The 13,709-nt window shown below is 71.2% G+C and carries 14 protein-coding genes; 3 read left to right on the top strand and 11 right to left on the bottom strand.

Annotated elements, in window-relative coordinates; all coding sequences use genetic code 11:
- Positions 1 to 768, top strand: a complete 768-nt coding sequence (locus P3T37_RS12345) for an ABC transporter permease subunit (protein WP_280723584.1) — start codon at positions 1 to 3, stop codon at positions 766 to 768.
- Positions 769 to 821: 53 nt separating this feature from the next.
- Here the strand turns inward: P3T37_RS12345 and P3T37_RS12340 are convergent, their stop codons facing one another.
- Positions 822 to 1,139, bottom strand: a complete 318-nt coding sequence (locus tag P3T37_RS12340) for an ATP/GTP-binding protein (RefSeq protein ID WP_280723583.1) — start codon at positions 1,137 to 1,139, stop codon at positions 822 to 824.
- A gap of 415 nt (positions 1,140 to 1,554) precedes the next feature.
- On the opposite strand from P3T37_RS12340, the gene P3T37_RS12335 reads away from it, so the two are divergent.
- On the top strand, positions 1,555 to 2,691 hold the full coding sequence (locus P3T37_RS12335; protein WP_280723672.1) for an LLM class flavin-dependent oxidoreductase: 1,137 nt from the start codon (positions 1,555 to 1,557) through the stop codon (positions 2,689 to 2,691).
- Between the two features lie 50 nt (positions 2,692 to 2,741).
- On the opposite strand, the gene P3T37_RS12330 is transcribed toward P3T37_RS12335, so the two are convergent.
- The gene (locus P3T37_RS12330) at positions 2,742 to 3,137 is read right to left on the bottom strand and encodes an SCO5389 family protein (protein WP_280723582.1); all 396 of its coding nucleotides are present in this window, start codon (positions 3,135 to 3,137) and stop codon (positions 2,742 to 2,744) included.
- 629 nt (positions 3,138 to 3,766) lie between these two features.
- On the opposite strand from P3T37_RS12330, the gene nucS reads away from it, so the two are divergent.
- Positions 3,767 to 4,426, top strand: coding sequence for an endonuclease NucS (gene nucS, locus P3T37_RS12325; RefSeq protein WP_280723581.1), 660 nt, complete (start codon positions 3,767 to 3,769; stop codon positions 4,424 to 4,426).
- Here the strand turns inward: nucS and P3T37_RS12320 are convergent.
- The 9 genes from P3T37_RS12320 to P3T37_RS12280 form a co-directional block, all read right to left on the bottom strand.
- Complete coding sequence (locus P3T37_RS12320; RefSeq protein ID WP_280723580.1) at positions 4,423 to 6,738, bottom strand: ATP-binding protein; 2,316 nt, start codon at positions 6,736 to 6,738, stop codon at positions 4,423 to 4,425. The two genes, nucS and P3T37_RS12320, sit on opposite strands and share 4 nt — an antisense overlap.
- A 164-nt stretch (positions 6,739 to 6,902) precedes the next feature.
- On the bottom strand, positions 6,903 to 7,316 hold the full coding sequence (locus P3T37_RS12315; protein ID WP_280723671.1) for an STAS domain-containing protein: 414 nt from the start codon (positions 7,314 to 7,316) through the stop codon (positions 6,903 to 6,905).
- 288 nt (positions 7,317 to 7,604) lie between these two features.
- Positions 7,605 to 8,474, bottom strand: coding sequence for a 3-hydroxyacyl-CoA dehydrogenase family protein (locus P3T37_RS12310; protein WP_280723579.1), 870 nt, complete (start codon positions 8,472 to 8,474; stop codon positions 7,605 to 7,607).
- Positions 8,475 to 8,650: 176 nt separating this feature from the next.
- Positions 8,651 to 9,223 carry a cob(I)yrinic acid a,c-diamide adenosyltransferase gene (locus tag P3T37_RS12305; protein WP_280723578.1) on the bottom strand — a complete coding sequence of 191 codons (573 nt, stop codon included), beginning with the start codon at positions 9,221 to 9,223 and terminating at the stop codon, positions 8,651 to 8,653.
- 14 nt (positions 9,224 to 9,237) lie between these two features.
- Positions 9,238 to 9,873 carry a Uma2 family endonuclease gene (locus P3T37_RS12300; RefSeq protein ID WP_280723577.1) on the bottom strand — a complete coding sequence of 212 codons (636 nt, stop codon included), beginning with the start codon at positions 9,871 to 9,873 and terminating at the stop codon, positions 9,238 to 9,240.
- Between the two features lie 194 nt (positions 9,874 to 10,067).
- Positions 10,068 to 10,568 carry a DUF2550 domain-containing protein gene (locus P3T37_RS12295; RefSeq protein WP_280723576.1) on the bottom strand — a complete coding sequence of 167 codons (501 nt, stop codon included), beginning with the start codon at positions 10,566 to 10,568 and terminating at the stop codon, positions 10,068 to 10,070.
- A 181-nt stretch (positions 10,569 to 10,749) separates the two neighbouring features.
- Positions 10,750 to 11,127, bottom strand: a complete 378-nt coding sequence (locus P3T37_RS12290; protein ID WP_280723575.1) for a F0F1 ATP synthase subunit epsilon — start codon at positions 11,125 to 11,127, stop codon at positions 10,750 to 10,752.
- A 188-nt stretch (positions 11,128 to 11,315) separates the two neighbouring features.
- Entirely contained in the window at positions 11,316 to 12,755 is a 1,440-nt protein-coding gene (gene atpD, locus P3T37_RS12285; RefSeq protein WP_280723574.1) for a F0F1 ATP synthase subunit beta, read from the bottom strand.
- 3 nt (positions 12,756 to 12,758) lie between these two features.
- Positions 12,759 to 13,679: a F0F1 ATP synthase subunit gamma gene (locus P3T37_RS12280; RefSeq protein ID WP_280723573.1), complete on the bottom strand. Its 921-nt coding sequence runs from the start codon at positions 13,677 to 13,679 to the stop codon at positions 12,759 to 12,761.
- Positions 13,680 to 13,709 lie beyond the last annotated feature (30 nt).

Here is a 13,709-nt window from a genome sequence, read left to right as displayed (position 1 = left end):
ATGGGCTCATTCCCCGCGATCCTGCAGTCCGAATGGACCAAGATCCGCACGGTCCGGTCCACCGTGTGGACCCTGCTGCTGACCTTCGTGGTGACGGTCGGCCTCGGCGCGCTGATCTCGCTGCTCACCAAGAACAACTTCGCCGACTTCACCAAGAACGAGACCACCCCCTTCGACGCCACCACCACCAGCTTCGCGGGCATCGGACTCGGCGAGATCGCGATGATCGTCTTCGGCGTGCTGGCGGTCGGCAACGAGTACAGCAGCGGGATGATCCGGGTCTCGCTGGCCGCCGTGCCGCAGCGCGGCACGCTGCTGACCGCCAAGTCCCTGGTGATCGGCGCGCTGGCGCTGCTGATCTCGGTGCTGACGGCCTTCGTCACGTTCTTCCTCGGCCAGGCGCTGCTGGGCGACCACCACACCACGCTGGGCGCGCCGAACGTGCTGCGCGCGGTGTTCGGCGCGGCGGTCTACCTGACCATGCTCTGCCTGTTCTCCGCGGGCGTGACGGCGATGCTGCACAACCAGACGCTCGCGCTCGGCGTGCTGGTGCCGTTCTTCTTCCTGCTCTCGCCGATCCTGTCGGCGGTGCCCAAGGTGAAGAACGTGGCGCACTACTTCCCGGACTACGCGGGGAAGCAGATGCTGACGGTCTTCCCCACCCCGAGCGAACCGTACGGCTGGGTGGCCGGGTTCTTCATCTGCGGCGCCTGGACGCTGGCGGCGCTGCTCGGCGGGGCCGCGGTGCTCAAGCGGCACGACGCCTGACAGCTCGCAGGATCCGCGGGGCCCCGAGTCAGAGCAGGTGCAGACACCGGCTCTCAGTACTTCGGGGCCCCGCGGCCGCGCTGGATCGCGGAGCTGCGCCGCTCGCGCGCGCCCCAGCAGGCCCGGTGCCAGTGCCGCCGGTCCTCCACGCCCGCGCCGTACGAGGGCCAGGCGACCACGTGGCCCACGCCCGGCGGGATCTCCTGGTCGCAGCCCGGGCAGCGGTAGAAGCGGCCGGCCGTCCCGGCGACCGTCTGCACCACCCACTCCTCGCCCTGGTAGCTCTCGGTGCGCCGCAGCGAGCCACCCAGCGGTGCCGACGGCTCGGCGCCCTGATCGGCACTGCTGATCCGGTTGCGACGGGGAGACACGGTGTTCACCTCTCGGCGGGTTGAGCAGTTCGGCATCCAGAGTACGGGCCCGGCCCTTCGACCTGACCCCGCTACAAGTCCTCTACCATGCCTGGGCAGAATGCCCCGGCGTTTTGCGGCAGAACCACCCCTTTCCCCGCGAAATTCGGGGATTCGCGTGCCATTGGCACATGACATGGGTTAGTCACGTGGTGACAAGGCGGGGCTCGCACAGCCTGCGCGCACCCGAGGAGGACTTCCCGTGACCAAGACCAGCACCAGCGCCCGCGTCGACGCCGCCGCCCGGCCGCCCCTGCGCGCGGCCGGTCCTGCGCCGTCCGGGGCGGCGCTTCCGCCAAGGGTCCCGGCCGCGGTCCACCCGGCGGCGCTGCCGACCGTCGAGCGCGGCGGCAGCCACCCGGCGGCCGTCGACGCCATTCGGGTCGGCGCCTTCCTGCTCTCCGCGCAGTTCCCCGGCCAGACCCACGCGGACGCGCTGGAACGGACCGTGGACGCCACGACGGCTGCGGAGCGGGCCGGTCTCGAGGCGGTCTGGCTGGCCGAGCACCACTTCGTCCCGTACGGGGTCTGCCCGAACGCCGCCACGCTGGCCGCGCTGCTGCTCGGGCGCACCCGGCGGATCCGGCTGGGTACCGCGGTCAGCGTGCTGTCCACCACGCACCCGGTGTCGCTGGGCGAGCAGGCGGCGCTGCTGCACCTGACCTCCGGCGGACGCTTCACGCTGGGGGTCGGCCGCGGCGGGCCGTGGATCGACCTGGCGGTCTTCGGCGGCGGGATCGCCGCGTACGAGGAGGGCTTCGCCGAGCGTCTGGACCTGCTGCTGCGCTGGCTGCGCGACTCCCGGGTCCGGGCTGACGGGCCGCAGTTCAGCTTCCCCGAGGTCGCCGTGGTACCCCGGGCCAACGAGCCCGCCCGGCACCCGGGCCCCGAACTCTTGGACTGGCTCGGCCTGGAGCACGACCGTACGGCCTCCCGGTTCCCGCGCCAGCGAACCGAGGTCGGGCGCAGCGCGCCCGGCGTGCCGTCCGGGCCGCCGATGGTGGTCGCCTGCACCTCGCCGGCCAGCGTCAAACTGGCGGCCGAGCGCGGGCTGCCGATGCTGCTCGGCATGCACTCGGGGGACGACGACAAGCAGCAGATGCTGGCCGCCTACCGGACGGCCTGGCGGGCGGCCGGGCGCGGCGAGGAGCGGCTGGTCCAGGTGGAACGCGAGCACGTGGCGGCCGGCGTCGGCCAGGTCGCCGACCGGGGGCCGGCGGCGCGGGCCACGCTGCTGCGCGCGATGCCCGAGTGGTTCGAGTACGGGCTCGGCGCTCACCGCACGGTGGACGGCCGGGAGCGCAAGATGCGCGACCCGTACGCGTACACCGAACTGCTCTGCGACCTGCACGCGGTGGGCACCCCGCGGCAGTGCGCGGACCGCCTGCTGGCCACCGCCGAGCGCACCGGGATCCGGCGCTTCGCGCTGCTCGCCGAGGGGTCGGGCAACCGCGAGGCCACCCTCGACAACATCGCCCGGCTCGGGGCCGAGGTGCTGCCCCAACTGACCTGAGGCTGCTGCCTGTGGTCGGCCCCGGCCAGCGGGGCCGACCGCAGGACGGCTCAACAGTCGCGCAGTTCCTCGGACTGGTTGAGCAGTTGGGCACGGACGGAGGTGAAGCGCTGGTAGCGCTCCTCGGTGGTGTCGTCCGCCGGGGCGAAAACCGCCACCCGGTGGCAGTTCTGGAAGGCCAGCCGCACGCCGAAGTGCCGCTGCAGGGCCCCCCGGATCGCGTCGCTCGCCAGGGCGCGCAACAGCTGGCCGCGCGCCTGCTCACTGGGCGGCGGCACGTGGTTGTCGGCGAAGCCGGTGCCGTCGACCCCCATCTGGGCCACCAGCGAACTGATCAGGTCCCAGGCGTAGGGCAGGGACTCACGGACGCAGTCGACGAACTCCCGCTCGTCGACGTCGCCTCGCTCGGCCTTCTCCAATAGGGCCGGTGAGACGTCGAGCGACATGGGTTCTCCTCTCGCGGTCCACCCGTGCGGGTCCGCCCGGATGGTCGTGCGTTGGTGCGGATGGTGCCGTGTCGAACAAGGTCGTGCCGTGACGTGACGTGGTGCTGGGTCGAACTTGGCGGTCGGGCCTGCCGGTCGGACCCGGCAAGGGACGCAGGCGCCGCACGGCGACCCCGGCGCCGCTCGACCAGAGTGGCAGCCCCGCCTCAGCAGGGCGGCCAAATGCTGCTATTCCCACTGAAATCGCCGCATGCGCAGTCAGATTGGCCGGAACCAGTCGAACCGTTCATCGCGAATCTCCATCCCCGTTGACTACCGCAGTAGCCCCCAAACGTCACCCAACGTAGCGGTCCGTGCGCGCAGGCGCCAGACTGCGGGAGTGGGCGACTCCCGGGTTCCCATACTTCGCCGCTCTCCGCGCCCGGGCGCACCTCCGGCGGCGACTCGCAGCAATTGGCCTCGCCGGGAGCGCCGGCCCGACCGTGCGTCTCCCCCCGCGGGCCCTGGACGCCGGGAATCTCGCCTCGGGACTGCCGTGCGCTGCGCATGCCAACCCACCAGCTGTCCGTGTCCACTCACCTTCCGTGACCGGGCTCGGACGGCCTCCGCGAGCGCCTAGGCTTGCCCCCATGCGCCTCGTCATCGCCCGTTGTTCAGTCGACTACGCCGGTCGGCTCTCCGCCCACCTTCCGTCCGCCACCAGGCTCATCCTGGTGAAGGCCGACGGAAGCGTCAGCATCCATGCCGACGACCGTGCCTACAAGCCACTCAACTGGATGTCGCCGCCCTGCACCCTCAAGCAGGCCGACGGCACCTGGACCGTCGAGAACAAGGCCGGTGAGAAGCTGATCATCACGCTGGAGGAGGTGCTGCACGACTCCTCGCACGAGCTCGGCGTCGACCCCGGCCTGATCAAGGACGGCGTCGAGGCGCACCTCCAGGAGCTGCTCGCCGACCGGATGGAGGTGCTGGGCACCGGCTGGTCGCTGGTCCGCCGCGAATACCCCACCCCCATCGGCCCGGTGGACATCCTGTGCCGGGACGCCGACGGCGGCACCGTCGCGGTCGAGATCAAGCGCCGCGGTGAGATCGACGGCGTCGAGCAGCTCACCCGCTACCTCGAACTCCTCAACCGCGACCCGCTGCTCGCCCCGGTGAAGGGCGTCTTCGCCGCCCAGGAGATCAAGCCGCAGGCCCGCGTACTGGCCACGGACCGCGGCATCGGCTGCCTCGTGCTGGACTACGACGAGCTGCGCGGCATCGACGGGGACAAGCTCAAGCTGTTCTAGGACGACACCGACGAAGACGGCGGCGTCGTGCTGGGCGCCGAGGTCGTCGGGGCAGGCGGCGTCGACGGGGGCGTAGTGGAGGGCGACGGGGGCGTGCTCGCCGGGCTCGCGCTGGTCGGCGCCGGGGTGGCGCTGGTGTGGGTCGGGGCCGGCGCGCTGGAGGTCCGGCCGGGCGCGGGCGGGTTGTCGGTGGTCGGCACGTCCGTCGGCGCACCGCTGCTGCTGGGCGCGCTGGTGTGCCGGGCCGGACCGCGCGTCGTGCTGCCGCTGGCGCTGGGACTCGCGCTCGCCGAGGCACTGACACTCGCGCTGCCGCTCGCGCCCGCGCTCGTCGCGGCGGACGTGGCGGAGCTGAGCCCACCCGAGGGGCTGCCGCTGCCGCCGAGCCCCGCGCCGCCGGTCAGGCCGGTGCCGTCCGAGGAGCCGTTCGGCCGGACGCCGGAGGTCCCGCTCCCGTCCGGGCCCGCCACGCTCAGCCCGACCGCGGTGCCCAGCACGCCGAGCGCCAGCAGCCCGCCCGAGGCCAGCAGCAGGCTCTTCCGCGACCAGCCGCGCACCGCGCTCACCGGCACCCGCGCCGAGCGCAGCGAGCGCTGCGCCAGCACCCGGATGACGGGACGCCGGATCAGCTGGGTCTCGGCCTCCAGGGCGGCCGGCGGGCGCGCCTCGTCCTGCAGCAGCGTCAGCAGCCGCCGGGTGGCGGCCGCGCCGCGCACGTCCGCCAGCTCGGTCCGCAGCGCCCAGGCGGCCTGCAGCGCGATCTGGGCCCGCTCCGGCTCGCCGACGCAGAGCCAGTGCACGCCCGACTCGTGCTGGAACCAGGCCTCCTCACGCCGCTGACCGGCCTGCCGGGCCACCGCGAGGCCCAGCTCCAGCACCTGCCGCCAGGCGCCCCAGCGCAGCGTCAGCGCCAGCGCGGGAGCCGCCGCCCGCGCCAGTCGCAGCACCGCCTCCGTCCGGCCCGCGGCGCGGTCGGCCTCCAGCGCGCCGACCACCACCTCGGCCTCGGCGGCGATCTGCGCGGTGGTCACCGAGCCGTGGCCGACCCACCAGGAGAAGTGCCGGGCCGCGCCGTGCACGCTGTCCAGCGGCGGCCACTGGGGTGCCAGCGCCTCCAACACGCCGACGGTGAGCCGGTGGTGACCGCCGATCGACTCCGCGAGCCCGCGGTCGGCCAACTCCCGCAGGGCGCTCTCGCCGTGGTCGACCTCGATCAGGGCCGGCAGGTGCGGCGCCGTCGGAGACTCGCCACCGAGGGCCAGCGAGAGCCGTAGAACGGCCTGTGCGGGCTCGCTGAGCCCCTCGGCCAACCGGGAGGCCGGAGCGGCGCTCTCGGCCAGCGAGGGCAGCGGCAGAGCCGCTCGCAGCTCGCCCTCCCGGACGGCCGGGTCGGCGTCGGCGGGGCCGTCCTCCGGACGACCGAAGACGCTGTGCTGGTCCTCCTCCGCCGCGATCAGCGCGTCCACCTCGATGTCGCGCTGCCGCAGCAGGGCCGCGGCCTGCACGAAGCGCAGCGGCAGGCCCTCCGACTCGAACCAGAGGTCGACCGCCCAGGCGCGCTCGGCGTCGTCCAGCGGCCGGCCCGCCAGTCGCGCGGTGAGCGCGAGGCAGGCGGTACGGGAGAGGCCGCCGACCCGGTGGTCCTCCAGCCGGGAGCCGACCGGCAGCACGCCTCCGGAGCCGGCCGCCACGGATATCAGGAAGGCGCACTCCGGTGCGGTGGCCAGCAGCTCCTCCAGCTCGGCACCGTCCGGCTGCACCTCGTCGATCACCACGACGGCGCCCACCTGGGCGAGCAGGGAGGGCAGTTGCTCCCGGTCGGGCCGGAAGCCCGGGGCGCGGTGGGTGGCCGCGAAGAGGTCCTGGAGCAGGTCGCCCGCGGTCCTGCGGTGGCCGCAGAGCTGGACGACACCGTGCGGCGCGATGTCGCCCGCGCTCTCGACCACGGCCGAGAGCAGTGCACTGCAACCAGAGCCCTGCTCTCCCACCAGCCGGACCGAGCGTCCCTCGGCGAGCTTGCCGAGCAGTTGGGCGACCTCCGCCTCACGGTCGAGCAGCGGCAGATCGCCGGGTCCGGCGCCGAGCGCCAGCGGCCCAACCGCCGGGCTCGGGCCCGGGCCCAGCGCGGTGCGGCCGCCCTGGCGCTGCGTGTCACCCGCCAACAGCTGGACCGCGGGCCGCTGTTCGGGCGGGCACGGCTGGACGTCCGACCCGTCCGGGCCGCCGACGGTCACCAGGTGGCGCCCGGAGACCAGCGTCCCCGCTCGCACGCGCAGGTTCTCCTGACTGAAATCACCGGATGGCTGTGCCACGATTCGCTCCGCCTGTGCTCCACCGCGCGACCGCAGGCCGCCGGGCTGCTTGACCGACCGGACCGCGGGCACAGGTGTGCGCTCGACGGCCGCTGGAGGCAGACTCTCGCACACTCATGCCCCACTGTGCAGCCGCGGTCTCCCGCGAGCGCCGGATCGGGAACTCAGTGCGACGGTGCCACCACGGACTGCACGGCCACGGACTGCGCCACGGAGGCCGCCGCGCCGGACAGCGTCGCGCCCAGCGGCTCGGCGACCACTCCCTCGACGGCCAGGATCCGATGCAGCCGGGTGGCCACCAGCAGCCGCTGCAACTGCGGCGGGACGGAACGCAGCACCAGCCGCCGCCCCAGCCGCCCGGCCCGCCGGTGCGTCCCCATGATCACGCCGAGCCCGGTGGCGTCCCAGAACTCCAGGCCGACCAGGTCCAGCACCAGGTCACCGGCACCGCCGTCGACCGCCTGGTGCAGCCGGGCCCGCGCGTCGGCGGCGGTCCGGACGTCCAGCCGGCCCTCGACGGCCAGGACCGTGTACGCGCCGGGGTGCCCGCCCCCGTGCCCGCCCGTGCAGGGCCGGATCTCAAAGATGCGCACGCAGTCCTCCTCCACGGGTCGTCGGGACCTCATCACCTCATCGCCCCTCAGGGCGGTTCGACAGGGCACCCCTTGCGGGCCGCCGGTCCCGGCGGACGGCTCCCCACCATCTGACGCCGGACCAGCGGCCCAGGTTGCTGCTCCCCCTCGGATCCGGAAGCAACTTCACTCGTCCGAGGGAATATACGCAGTACCCCTTGGCGCTCACGCTCGATTACCGCGCAAATCACCCATCTGCGACAGCGTCGTGAGCAAGCTCACCCGCAGCCGGGGTCAGCTGTAGGGGTAGAAACCCCGGCCGCTCTTACGACCCAGGTCACCGGCGGTGACCATGCGCGCCATCACCTCGGGAGCCGCGAACTTCTCGTCCTTGGTCTCCTCGTAGATGTTGTGCGCGGCGTGCAGCAGGATGTCGACGCCGGTCATGTCGGCGGTCTGCAGCGGACCCATCGGGTGGCCGAAACCGAGCCGGCAGGCGGTGTCGATGTCCTCGGCGCTGGCCACCCCGGACTCGTAGAGCTTCGCCGCCTCCACCACCAGCGCGGTGATCAGGCGGGTGGTGATGAAGCCGGCCACGTCGCGGTTGACCACGACCACCTCCTTGCCCACCCCCTCGGCGAAGGCGCGGGCGGTGGCGAGCGCCTCGTCGCTGGTCTTGTAGCCGCGCACCAGCTCGACCAGCTTCATCAGCGGCACCGGGGAGAAGAAGTGCACGCCGACCACGCTCTCCGGCCGCTCGGTGGCGGCGGCGATCCGGGTGATCGGGATGGCGGAGGTGTTGCTCGCCAGCACCGCGCCGTCCTTGGCGATCTTGTCGAGCTCCCGGAAGACGCCCTCCTTGACGTCCAGGCGCTCGAAGACCGCCTCGATCACCAGGTCGGCCCCGGCGACCGCGCCCAGGTCGGTGGTGGTGGTGATCCGGCCCAGCGCGGCGGTCGCCTCGTCAGCGGTCAGCCGGCCCTTGGAGACGAACTTCTCGTACGACGCCTTGATGCCGTCCAGCCCCCGCTGCAGCGCCTGCTCGGTGACGTCCCGCAGCACCACCGGGTGGCCGGCCTGGGCGGACACCTGGGCGATGCCCGCGCCCATGAGTCCGGCGCCGATCACGGCGATCTGCTGAGGCTGAGTGGGTACGTTGCTCATGGCTGCTCTCCCGGCATCCTGCTCCTGAGGCCGACTCAGGGCAGGGGTCACCCGCCGGAGCCGCGCCGCTCACGGCTCGGACTGTAGTGCCCCGGGCCGCCGCGCGGGACTACCCGCGGGTGTGATCTGCGTCGGGTGACGCGCCGGTTTGCGCCGCCGAAACAGGCGTACGGCCCCTAGCGGTTCTCGCCCGGCACCCAGAGCACGTCGCCCTGCTCCTTGTTGGCCGCGCGGGCCAGGATGAAGAGGAGGTCGGAGAGCCGGTTGAGGTACTTGGCGGTCAGCGGGTTGATGCTGTCCCCGTGCGCCTCGATCGCCGCCCAGGTAGACCGCTCCGCCCGGCGCACCACGGTGCAGGCCAGGTGCAGGTACGCGGCACCCGCGGTGCCGCCCGGGAGGATGAAGCTGCGCAGCTTCTCCAGCGTCTCCAGGTAGTGGTCGCAGTCGGCCTCGAGCCGGTCGATGTAGCTCTGCAGCACGCGCAGCGGCGGGTACTTGGGGTCCTCGACCACCGGGGTGGCGAGGTCCGCGCCGACGTCGAAGAGGTCGTTCTGAATCCGCGTCAGCACCGCGGAGACGTCCGCCGGCAGCGCCCCGGCCGCGATCGCGACCCCGATCGCCGCGTTGGCCTCGTTGCTGTCCGCGTAGGCGATCAGCCGGGGATCGGTCTTCGTCGTACGGCTCATGTCACCGAGCGCGGTGGTGCCGTCGTCGCCGGTACGGGTGTAGATGCGGGTGAGGTTGACCATGCGGTGCAGCCTACTCAGACCTCACGCGGCTTACCGGTGATGGAGACCCCGATCACAAACCCCTTCGCCGGCCCCTCGGAGATGGTGACCTCGGTGCCGTAGGGGACCCGGACGGAGGCCTCGTAGACGGCCTTCTTGGGGACGGGCTTGGTGAGCACGGTGACGTGGCCGACGCCGTCGAAGTCGTCGATCATGACGTAGATGGGGATCCCGGCCCGTGCGTAGGCCCGGCGCTTGCGCTCCAGGTCCCGCTCACGCGCGGCGCGGCCCGGGGAGACCACCTCGGCGACCAGTTCGACACGGGTCGCGTCGATACCCAAACCGGTGGGGTCCGGAAAGTCGTCGACATCGTCGGGACCAACGAAGACATCCGGGATGAAGACCTTCTGGCCGTGCAACAGATTGCCATCCTGATATGCGGCGCTGCCGCTGTCGACCAGGAAGAGCACGAGTGCATCACGAAGCCTGTTGGCGGCCCTCAAGTGGCTACGACGTCCGGTAGGCGACACTTCGATGAGCTCCTCGACGATCTCAGCGTGGTAGCCCTCGGGGAGTTCGAGTGCGAGCCAGGCCTGCCACAGGACCTCGTCCAGGCTGGGCCCCTCGTCGAGGCCAAGGTCGAGCTCGGGTTCAGACGCGACAGCGGTCATCAAGAACACACCTCCTCCGTCCAGTGTGGGCGGCAGCACGGTTGGGCACAACCAACGCCGCACACGCTACGGAGGCGCAGTGCGTACGCGGAGGGGAATCAACACCCTCCACTCGAACGAGCGACCGCCGCTACGCGACGTTGACCATCCCCCACCCTCCGGGCGGGGGGACCCCCAACCTGAGGGTCTCGCCGCTACGCGACGTTGACTCTCTGTCCCGGCGGCGCGGCTTCCAGCCAGGCGAGGAAGCCGGTGAGGGCGTCGTCGCTCATCGCGAGTTCCAGGGGGGCGCCATTGTGGAGGCAGCGCAGGACGACCGAGCCGGAGAGGAGGGCGAGCTCCTCCTGGCCCTCGGGGTAGCGGCGGCCCAGGACCTCGATCTCGCGGCGCGGGAGGACCTTGCGCGGGCGGGGGGCGTAGGAGAAGACCCGGAACCACTCGATGTGGTCGCCGCTGTAGCGGCCGATACCAAAAACCCACCCCTTGCCGTCGGTCGCGGGGACCGGGGCGGAGGTGGGCTGTCCGTTCTCGTCGAGATCGGGGGTGGTGGAGGCGTCGGCCGGCATTTTGAGCCGGTAGCTGCAGTCGAACGTGCCGCCGACCCGCTGGATGATCCGGCGTCGCACCGCGAACGCCACCAGGCCGATCACCGCCAGGGCTACGACCGCGGCGCACACCACAAGGGCGAGGACCATGCTCACCGACCTCCTCGCTCACGCGCGCCGCACTCCCCGTCCGGCGAGCACCGCGTTCCCCGTTGCCGGTCAGTCGTATCGAACGACCGGTCTGTCCCTACCAACTGATACGACGGTCCCGGGGTCACGCTCGCGCGTCCCCGGGACCGTCCGACCCGGCAGCCGGGTCGTGATGCTTCGTTCAGGCGGCCTTGCGGCCCACCGCGACGAGGCGGACCTCGGCGCGGCGCTCGGCGTGCGCGTCGCTCTCGCTCTTGGCGAGCTCCAGCGCACGCTCCGCGCGGTTCACATCGATCTCGTCCGCGAGCTCGGCGATCTCCGCGAGCAGAGACACCTTGTTGTCGGCGAACGAGATGAAGCCACCGTGCACGGCCGCGATGACAGTGCCGCCATCGGTGGTGCGAATGGTGACCGGGCCGGACTCCAGCACGCTCAGCACCGGGGTGTGGCCCGGCATGATGCCGACGTCACCGGAAGCCGTACGGGCGACGACGATGGTGGCCGCACCGGACCACACCTTGCGGTCGGCTGCGACCAGCTCGACGTGCAGCTCAGCCAACGTGGGCTCCTAAGCTCTTGAAACCCCCGAGTAACTCGGCAGTTTCGGTAAGAATAACGGGCCCGCACCCCGGAGATGAAACCAAGAGCGCGGAGATGACCGGAATCACAGCCACCGTGCCACGAAGGGTGGCCCCCAGGGTTGGGGACCACCCCTCATGGTCGGTCGGACTGGTTCAGCCGGCCGGACTACTTCTTCGCCAGCTCCGCGGCGTTCTTCTCGAGGTCCTCGATGCCACCGCACATGAAGAAGGCCTGCTCCGGGACGGCGTCGTACTTGCCGTCCGCGATGCTGTTGAAGGCCTCGATCGTCTCGGACAGCGGCACGGTCGAACCCTCGACACCGGTGAACTGCTTCGCCACGTAGGTGTTCTGCGAGAGGAAGCGCTCGATCCGACGGGCACGGTGGACGGTGAGCTTGTCCTCCTCGCCCAGCTCGTCGATACCGAGGATCGCGATGATGTCCTGGAGGTCCTTGTACTTCTGCAGGATCCCCTTGATACGGATGGCCGTGTCGTAGTGGTCCTGCGCGATGTAGCGCGGGTCCAGGATGCGGGACGTCGAGTCCAGCGGGTCCACGGCCGGGTAGATGCCCTTCTCGGAGATCGGACGGGAGAGAACCGTCGTCGCGTCGAGGTGGGCGAAGGTGGTGGCCGGGGCCGGGTCGGTCAGGTCGTCCGCGGGGACGTAGATCGCCTGCATCGAGGTGATCGAGTGACCGCGGGTCGAGGTGATGCGCTCCTGCAGGAGGCCCATCTCGTCGGCCAGGTTCGGCTGGTAACCCACCGCGGAGGGCATCCGGCCGAGCAGGGTCGACACCTCGGAACCGGCCTGGGTGAACCGGAAGATGTTGTCGATGAAGAGCAGAACGTCCTGCTGCTCGACGTCACGGAAGTACTCCGCCATCGTCAGAGCGGACAGGGCGACGCGCAGGCGGGTGCCCGGCGGCTCGTCCATCTGGCCGAAGACCAGCGCGGTCTTGTCCAGAACGCCCGAGTCGACCATCTCGTGGATGAGGTCGTTGCCCTCACGAGTGCGCTCGCCGACACCGGCGAAGACCGACACACCACCGAAGTTCTCGGCGACGCGGTAGATCATCTCCTGGATGAGGACGGTCTTACCGACACCGGCGCCACCGAACAGGCCGATCTTGCCACCCTGGACGTACGGGGTGAGCAGGTCGATGACCTTGATGCCGGTCTCGAACATCTCGGTCTTCGACTCAAGGTCCTTGAACTCAGGAGCCTTGCGGTGGATCGGCCAGCGGACCTCGACCTGCTTGTCGAACTCGGCCTGGTCGGTGTTCAGCACCTCGCCGAGGGCGTTGAAGACCTTGCCCTTGGTGATCTGGCCGACCGGGACCTCGATGGCCTTGCCGGTGTCGCGCACCGGGGTGCCACGGACGACGCCGTCGGTCTGCTGCATCGAGATGCCGCGGACCAGGCCGTCGCCGAGGTGCTGGGCGACCTCGAGGGTGAGCGTCTTCGCGGCGCCGCCGTCGGTCGCAGCGACCTCGAGCTTCAGCGCGTTGTACATGTGCGGGATCGCGTCGACGGGGAACTCCACGTCGACGACCGGGCCGATGACCCGCGCGACGCGGCCCGTCGCCGTCTCAACAGTGGTGGTCATGTCTTATTCACTCCCCGCGTTAGCGTCGGCGAGGGCGTTGGCCCCACCGATGATCTCGCTGATTTCCTGGGTGATCTCGGCCTGTCGGGCCGAGTTGGCAAGCCGCTTGAGCGACTTGATGAGCTCTTCCGCGTTGTCGGTCGCGCTCTTCATCGCGCGCCGGCGTGCGGCGTGCTCCGAGGCGGCCGACTGCAGCAGCGCGTTGTAGATCCGGCTCTCGACGTAGCGCGGCAGGAGCGCGTCGAGGACGCCCTCCGCCGACGGCTCGAAGTCGTACAGCGGGAAGATCTCCGACTTCGCCGGGCGGTCGTCGCTGAGCTGGACCTCGTCCAGCTTCAGCGGCAGCAGCCGGGCGTCCACCGGGGTCTGAGTCAGCATGGACTCGAACCTGGTGGAGACGAGGTGGAGTTCGTCCACCCCGCCGTCGGCGGTCTCGGTCGTGAAGGCCTCGATGAGGTCGGCCGAGACAACCTTGGCGTCGCCGTACGTCGGCTGGTCCGAGAAGCCCGTCCACGACTTCGCAACCGGCAGGTTGCGGAAGCTGTAGTACGAGACGCCCTTGCGTCCGACGATGTACGTCACCACGTCCTTGCCCTCGGCCCGCAGTCGCTCGCTCAGAACGACCGCGGCCTTGATGGCGTTGGACGAGTAGCCGCCGGCCAGGCCGCGGTCCGCCGTGATCAGCAGGACTGCGGCGCGGGTGGCCGTCGGGTTCTCGGTGGTGAGCGGGTGCTTGGCGTTGGACCGGGTGGCCACCGCCGTCACCGCCCGCGTCAGCTCATCGGCGTACGGAGTGGAGGCGGCCACCGCGCGCTGCGCCTTGACGATGCGCGACGCGGAGATCATCTCCATCGCCTTGGTGATCTTCTTCGTCGCGGTGACAGAGCGGATCCGGCGCTTGTAGACCCGAAGCTGTGCTCCCATGGGTCGTTACGTCCTTTCCCTCGCTACCGG

It is taken from the genome of Kitasatospora sp. MAA4 (assembly GCF_029893355.1).
Lineage (GTDB): Bacteria > Actinomycetota > Actinomycetes > Streptomycetales > Streptomycetaceae > Kitasatospora.
This window is presented reverse-complemented; position numbering and strand designations above follow the sequence as displayed.

Coding starts and splice junctions, on each gene's coding strand:
- P3T37_RS12295 (WP_280723576.1), bottom strand. CDS start 10,568: ATGGTCCTCGCCCTTGTGGTGTGCGCCGCGGTCGTAGCCCTGGCGGTG.
- atpD (WP_280723574.1), bottom strand. CDS start 12,755: ATGACCACCACTGTTGAGACGGCGACGGGCCGCGTCGCGCGGGTCATC.
- P3T37_RS12345 (WP_280723584.1), top strand. CDS start 1: ATGGGCTCATTCCCCGCGATCCTGCAGTCCGAATGGACCAAGATCCGC.
- P3T37_RS12330 (WP_280723582.1), bottom strand. CDS start 3,137: ATGTCGCTCGACGTCTCACCGGCCCTATTGGAGAAGGCCGAGCGAGGC.
- P3T37_RS12305 (WP_280723578.1), bottom strand. CDS start 9,223: ATGGTCAACCTCACCCGCATCTACACCCGTACCGGCGACGACGGCACC.
- P3T37_RS12300 (WP_280723577.1), bottom strand. CDS start 9,873: ATGACCGCTGTCGCGTCTGAACCCGAGCTCGACCTTGGCCTCGACGAG.
- P3T37_RS12280 (WP_280723573.1), bottom strand. CDS start 13,679: ATGGGAGCACAGCTTCGGGTCTACAAGCGCCGGATCCGCTCTGTCACC.
- nucS (WP_280723581.1), top strand. CDS start 3,767: ATGCGCCTCGTCATCGCCCGTTGTTCAGTCGACTACGCCGGTCGGCTC.
- P3T37_RS12310 (WP_280723579.1), bottom strand. CDS start 8,474: ATGAGCAACGTACCCACTCAGCCTCAGCAGATCGCCGTGATCGGCGCC.